Origin of the sequence: Streptomyces sp. NPDC007162, from assembly GCF_040634175.1 — a bacterium.
In the GTDB taxonomy this organism is placed as follows: domain Bacteria; phylum Actinomycetota; class Actinomycetes; order Streptomycetales; family Streptomycetaceae; genus Streptomyces.
In genome coordinates this window covers 1-5,785 of sequence record NZ_JBEYFC010000542.1, presented here as the reverse complement: position 1 = coordinate 5,785, position 5,785 = coordinate 1, and the positions used below count along the sequence as shown (strand labels likewise).

The following is a 5,785-nucleotide window of genomic DNA, read 5'->3' as shown; positions in this document are numbered from 1 at the left end:
CCGTGCGCAAGCAGATGACCGAACTCACCGAGCAGACTCGAAGGTTGATCGGCTGCTCATCGCTGGTCCTGGTCGCCAGCGCGGACGCCGAGGGCAACTGTGATGTTTCCCCGCGCGGCGGTCCCGCCGGGTTCGTCGCCGTCCTGGACGCACGGACGGTGGCGATACCGGACGCGACCGGCAACAAGCGTTTGGACACCCTGCAGAACGTCGTCGCCACCGGACGGGCCGGGCTGCTGTTCGTTATCCCGGGGCGCACCACGACGCTCAGGGTGAACGGCCGGGCCTGCGTCTCCACCCGCCCGGAGCTGCTGTCGCAGCTGACGGCCGTGGGCAAGCCGCCGGCCAGTGCGCTGGTGCTGGGGATCGAGGAGGTCTACCCGCACTGCCCCAAGGCGCTGCTGCGCAGCGGGGCCTGGAAGCCGGAGCAGTGGCTGTCGGCGGACGCCCAGCCGACCTCGGCCGAGGTGACGCTGGCGCAGCTGCGGATGCCGGAGCTGACGATCGCTGACGTCGAGCAGGCGGAGGCGGACTCGCTGAAGTACCGGTACGAGTAACGGGCCGTCCTGCGATTGCTGAACCACCCACCAACCGAACCCCCAGGCCAGCCCGCCCCAAGATCAATCGCGGGTCAGCCCGTTATTGGCCCGCGTCCCCCTACCTCGACCATCTCACCGAAGTCGCCCCCGAGCGGGCACGGACGTGGCTGGCCGAGCACGCCACACAAGTGGCGGCGGCCGGCCCGGAGGCCATGGGCGCGCTGCTGCGCCTGGCCGCCCGACCCGGCATCGGCCTGCACGCGAAGGTGCGCACCGTGGTGTCCGCCCTGACCCGCGAGGGGCGCGAGCCCAGAGTGGCGGACGGCTGGTTGTTGCGGCTGGCCGCCGACTGGGCGGGCGACATCCCGGTGGCGGAGCGCGATGAGGACTGGATCCGCACGGTGGAGATGCTGCTGGCCGCCTTCGTGCGTACCGAGCACGACCAGGAGTTCCGGACAGCCACTGAGGACGGGGGCTCGCCCGGCGACGAGACCCGAGAGCGCACCGCCCGGCTGCCCGTCTATGAGGCCGCCGAGCTGCTCCTGGCTCTGCGGCGCACCGCCTACCCCTCGTCCCGCCGCCTCGAGGAAGGCCCTGCGCATCCGTGCCTGCCGTTGACCCGGACCGTGCTCGCCGTCCTGCTGCAGGCCAGTGTGCAGCGCACGCACCCGGCCATCCGGCACAGCGCCGTCTTTCGCCGGGATCTGGACGAGGTCGCGCGGACCACCCGGAGGCCTTCTTCGGCCCGCTGCTGGCGCGGGCGGTTCTCGACGTGGCAGCGGCCGACGCCCGCGCCGGGGTGCCCCTGGACGAGCGCATCGCGGTGCTGGTGCGGCAGGTGGGGAAGGCAGACCCACAGCTGCGCGACCGGCTGCTGGCCGCTCACCTCCAGCAGCTGCCGCCCGACGCCACCGCACCAGGCATCCAGGAGGCCGACACCTGGTGGGAGAAGGCCATCGAGCTGCTTCCTGCCATGCTGGCCCACCGCCCGACGCCGGAAGGCGCCCGGCTCGTCGACTACCTGTACCACCACTGCCCGCCCGAGGCGGCCGTGCACCTGCACGCGCAGCTGGCCGACACCTGCGGCTCTGTGCCCGGCCCGAAGGAACTCGCCGACTACGACCCTTCCTCGTCCGGCCTTCCACCGCGGGCCTGGGTGCGGGTGTGGGACTGGTCGCCCGTGCTGCCCGCACCGGTTCTCACCCCCTGGGAGCCGGTGCTGTCCCTGCTGCGCCGCGCCAAGCCTTCCGGCCCGGCCGACCCGCGCACCGCCGAACCGGACCGGGCGACCGCTGCCCGCCTCGGGGAGATCCTGCGGCTGCGGACGGTCTCCCGCTACGGCATCGACGTCCGTGTCGGCATCGGCCCGACCGTCACCGTCGCCGCGACCGCCTCCGCACAGGTCGCGGATCCGGGCGGCGTCCTGGCCGTCGAGGCCGCCGACGCTGCCGGCTGGCTCGCCCTGCTGCCGGTCCAGGACCTGCACGGCATCGGTCCCCGCCAGGCCGCCACCCTGAAGCGCTACGGCATCGACCGCGTCGGTCTGCTCGCCGCACTGCCGGCCGCGACCGTGCAGCGCCTGCTGGGCAAGACGGGCCGCATCGCGGCCGACCGGGCCCGCGGCATCGACCACAGGACCGTCACCCCCCGCCGCCTGCCCGCCTCCGTCAGCGTCCGGCACCGCTTCCCCCGCGACGTCCTCGACGGCGCCGCGGCGCGGTCGGCCCTGCTGGGCCTGGTCGTGCAGCTCGGTGCCGAACTGCGCCGCCGCGGCAGGCCGCGCGCGCCCTCGCCCTCACGCTCACGTTCGCCGGCAGCCCGGCGTGGGAGAAGACCCGCCGCCTGGCCGAACCCTCCGGACACGAGGACGACCTGCGCCAGCTCACCTACCAGCTCATGAACGCCGCAGGCCTCCAGCGCGGCCGGCTGACCGCGCTCGCCCTGCGCGCCGAGGACCTGGCCGACAGCGGCCAGGTCGCCGAACAGCTCAGCCTCGACGCCGCCCGGCACGCACGCCTCACCGCCGAGGAAACGGCCGACCGGATCCGGGAGAAGTTCGGGCCCGGCGCGATCGGTCCGGCCGCCACCTACCGGCCCGCCTCCTGACCACACCCGTGAAGGCCGCCGAGGAAGGGCCGGCACCTACGCGCTGCGGCGGGGCCTCGCGGGGGCCGAATCCAAGATCGGCCAGATCGACGCGGCGGCACCCGGCGGACCAGTGCTGCTGGGGCTGCCGACGCCACGACCCGCCCCGCATGGGTGAAGGGTCTAGCGTCGCGGACAAGGGCATCGAGAAGAACCTCATCTTCAAGGCTCCTTCTTCGGGATGGTGATCACTTCTAGCTGGTGACACGGAGCATCTCCGGCTGGTGGTGGTTCATCCCCAGGACGAGGGGAGGATGACCAGGAGGAGCAGGGCGCGCCGTGGCTGGTGCGCGCGTCGGCGTGTCCTCCCGGTCACACAGCCCCGCCCGGGAGGACACGCTGCCGCTGCTCGCCGCCGCTTGCCCGGGACCGCCGAACTTGGAGTACGGGCTGTCAGTCGGTGCGGTAGTCGGCCATCATCGAGGCCGGGTAGCGGCTGCCTGCGGAGCCCTGGGGGAGGACCTCCCGGATACGGGCCAGGTCGGCCTCGGTGAGTTCTACGTCGGTGGCGCCGACGTTCTCCTCCAGACGTGTGGCGCTGCGGGTACCCGGGATCGGGACGACGTCCTCGCCCTGGGCGAGCAGCCATGCCAGGGCGAGCTGGGCGGGGGTGATGCCCTTGGTGGCGGCGAGCTTTCGGAGCTGCTCGGCGGCGTTCAGGTTGTAGGCGTAGTTCTCGCCCTGCCAGCGCTCGTCCCAGCGGCGCATGTCGTCCTCGGGATACTCGTCGGCGGGCTTGACCACGCCGGAGAGGAAGCCGCGACCGAGCGGCGAGTACGGCACCAGGCCGATCCCCAACTCTCGCAGGACCGGCAGGATCTCGTCCTCTACTTCGCGTTCGAAGATCGAGTACTCATACTGAAGGGCTGTGACCGGGGTGACGGCGTGGGCGCGGCGGATGTACTGCGGGCCGACGTTACTCAGGCCGAAGTACTGCACCTTGCCTTCGGTGATCAGGTCACCGACAGTGCCGGCTACCTCCTCGGCCGGTACGTCGTGGTCGGAGATGTGCTGGTAGAACAGGTCGATGCGGTCGGTCCGGAGGTAGCGCAGGCTGTTCTCGGCGACCTTTCGGATGTTCTCCGGACGGCTGTTGACGCCGCTCCCCAACGTCCTGCTGGTCATGTCGAAGCCGAACTTGGTGGCCAGGACGACCTCGTCGCGGAAGTCCTTGACTGCGTTGCCGAGCAGCGTCTCGTTGCTGCCGGTGCCTTGGCCGTACAGCTCGGCGGTGTCGAAGAAGTCGACTCCGAGTTCGTGGGCGCGGTGGATGGTGGAGATGCCGTCCTCGTCGTTCGAGGGGCCGTAGGCCAGGGACATGCCCATCACGCCCAGTCCGAGCGCGGAGACGCGCAGTCCCTGCTGTCCCAGGGTGCGGTGCTGCATGAGATCGCTCCTCGTGTCATGCCGGCAGCCCGTAGCCGACCAAACCAAACTGTTCGGTATGACCCTACGTCCGCCCGGAGTGCAGCGCAAAACCGAACGGTTCGGTCGCCTATCCTGGGTTCATGCCTCGCTCCACCAGCCCTGGTCAGACCCCGGACGCCGCCACCTCGGGCCAGTCCGCCGACTCCACGCGCCAGCGGATCGTCGCCGCAGCCGAGGAGGAGTTTGCCCGGCACGGGATCGCCGGCGCCCGCGTGGACCGCATCGCCAAGCAGGCCAGGACAAGCAAGGAACGTGTCTACGCCTACTTCCGCAGCAAGGAAGCCCTTTACGCGCACGTCGCCGAACGCGAGACGACCGCACTCGTCGAGGCGACTCAGCTGGATCCGGCCGACCTGCCCGGTTATGCCGGCATCCTCTTCGACCACTTCACGGCCCGTCCGGACCACTACCGTCTGATCACGTGGGGCCGCCTGGAGCTGGCCGAGTCCGCAGACAACCCCACCAGCCCCCTCCAGGCCACGATCGCCGGCAAGCTCGACAAACTCCGCGACGCTCAGCGCATCGGGCTGCTCGACCCGGCCTGGGACCCGGTCGACGTACTCGCCCTGATCAACCAGATCGCCATGACCTGGGCGGGTCAGCCCGAAATCGCCGCCGCTGCCGCAGACCAGGCCGTGGACCCCTCCATCGCCGCCCGCCGCGCCGCACTGGTGACCGCCGTCGAGCGCATGTTCCCTCGCTCGGACTGAGACCAAATCCCAAACCGTTTGGATCGACGCACACCTCCGGACGTGTCCGTGAAGATGACCTGGTGGACGCACGCGCGGTCCGCTGGCGCGGGAATGACGACCATCGAGCCCGCGGCCAGCCACCCGGTCGGTGATGGCCGTGGCCATCCGGACGGCGGTAGCAGGCCTCGTCAACGGCTGTGCCAGCCCGGAGTTCGGCGACACCCGACAGACGCGCCGTCCCGGGGTCAACCCCCGAAGGACTTCCGGAGCCGACCACTTAGTTCAGAGAAGTGACCAGGCCGAAGCTGATCGCGCCGGACCAGATACTCCGGGGCATCGCAGACCTCCATCGCACGCCCCGAGCCCCCTCAGTGTGGGATCTCAAATACCGTGGCCAAATCTCACGACGAATGGCCAATCGATGGCCGATCGGCCATGAATCTGAGATTGCCCGGTCAAGGCATTCACTCTTTAGTGTGACCTGCTCGTGAGCTGAACCGCCATTGGGCAGCCTCTCCGCAGCGCGGTTCTCGTACGAGGGACCGGGCTGGGGGTACGCCATGGACGGTGACACGGTCACGGTCAGCGTTCGCCACCGCGATGGTGAAGTCGCCGGAGACCAGGCATGGTTGGGTACATCGGCCGGTCTCCTGGCCTCGGCCGCGCCGTGGCGGACCTTCCGCTGGTACAGAGGGCAGAAGCACTATGCCGGCACGTACTGGGCGGCGACGACACAGGACCACCTCGTCTACGAGTCGCGGCTGGAGCTGGCCCGGCTGCTGTTCGCTGACTTCGATCCTTCGGTACACGGCATCGTGGCCCAGCCCTTCCTTCTTAGGGCCGTGGTGGATGGGCAGGTCCGCAAGCACATCCCGGACTACTTCCTGATCACCGACAGTGGACCGGTGGTCGTGGACGTCAAGCCGCGCCAGCGGCTGGCGAGGCCGGTCGTGTCCTTCACGTTCGCATGGACCCGGCGGG

General features: G+C 70.4%; 6 protein-coding genes. 5 read left to right on the top strand and 1 reads right to left on the bottom strand.

Features of this window, described 5'->3' with window-relative positions:
- From ABZ646_RS38575 to ABZ646_RS38565, 3 genes are all read left to right on the top strand, one after another.
- Positions 1 to 557, top strand: a 557-nt coding sequence (locus ABZ646_RS38575) for an MSMEG_1061 family FMN-dependent PPOX-type flavoprotein (protein ID WP_360529959.1), incomplete at its 5' end; no start/stop codon positions are given.
- Positions 558 to 1,311: 754 nt separating this feature from the next.
- Positions 1,312 to 2,439, top strand: a complete 1,128-nt coding sequence (locus tag ABZ646_RS38570; protein WP_360529956.1) for a hypothetical protein — start codon at positions 1,312 to 1,314, stop codon at positions 2,437 to 2,439.
- Positions 2,436 to 2,645, top strand: a complete 210-nt coding sequence (locus ABZ646_RS38565) for a hypothetical protein (RefSeq protein ID WP_360529953.1) — start codon at positions 2,436 to 2,438, stop codon at positions 2,643 to 2,645. Before ABZ646_RS38570 ends, ABZ646_RS38565 begins: the two co-directional genes overlap by 4 nt.
- Positions 2,646 to 3,077: 432 nt before the next feature.
- Here the strand turns inward: ABZ646_RS38565 and ABZ646_RS38560 are convergent, their stop codons facing one another.
- Positions 3,078 to 4,070 carry an aldo/keto reductase gene (locus tag ABZ646_RS38560; protein ID WP_360529950.1) on the bottom strand — a complete coding sequence of 331 codons (993 nt, stop codon included), beginning with the start codon at positions 4,068 to 4,070 and terminating at the stop codon, positions 3,078 to 3,080.
- Between the two features lie 122 nt (positions 4,071 to 4,192).
- On the opposite strand from ABZ646_RS38560, the gene ABZ646_RS38555 reads away from it, so the two are divergent.
- Both ABZ646_RS38555 and ABZ646_RS38550 read left to right on the top strand, forming a co-directional pair.
- Positions 4,193 to 4,822 carry a TetR family transcriptional regulator gene (locus ABZ646_RS38555; RefSeq protein WP_360529947.1) on the top strand — a complete coding sequence of 210 codons (630 nt, stop codon included), beginning with the start codon at positions 4,193 to 4,195 and terminating at the stop codon, positions 4,820 to 4,822.
- A gap of 542 nt (positions 4,823 to 5,364) precedes the next feature.
- The coding region (locus tag ABZ646_RS38550) for a TnsA-like heteromeric transposase endonuclease subunit (RefSeq protein ID WP_360529944.1) at positions 5,365 to 5,785 on the top strand (421 nt) is incomplete at its 3' end.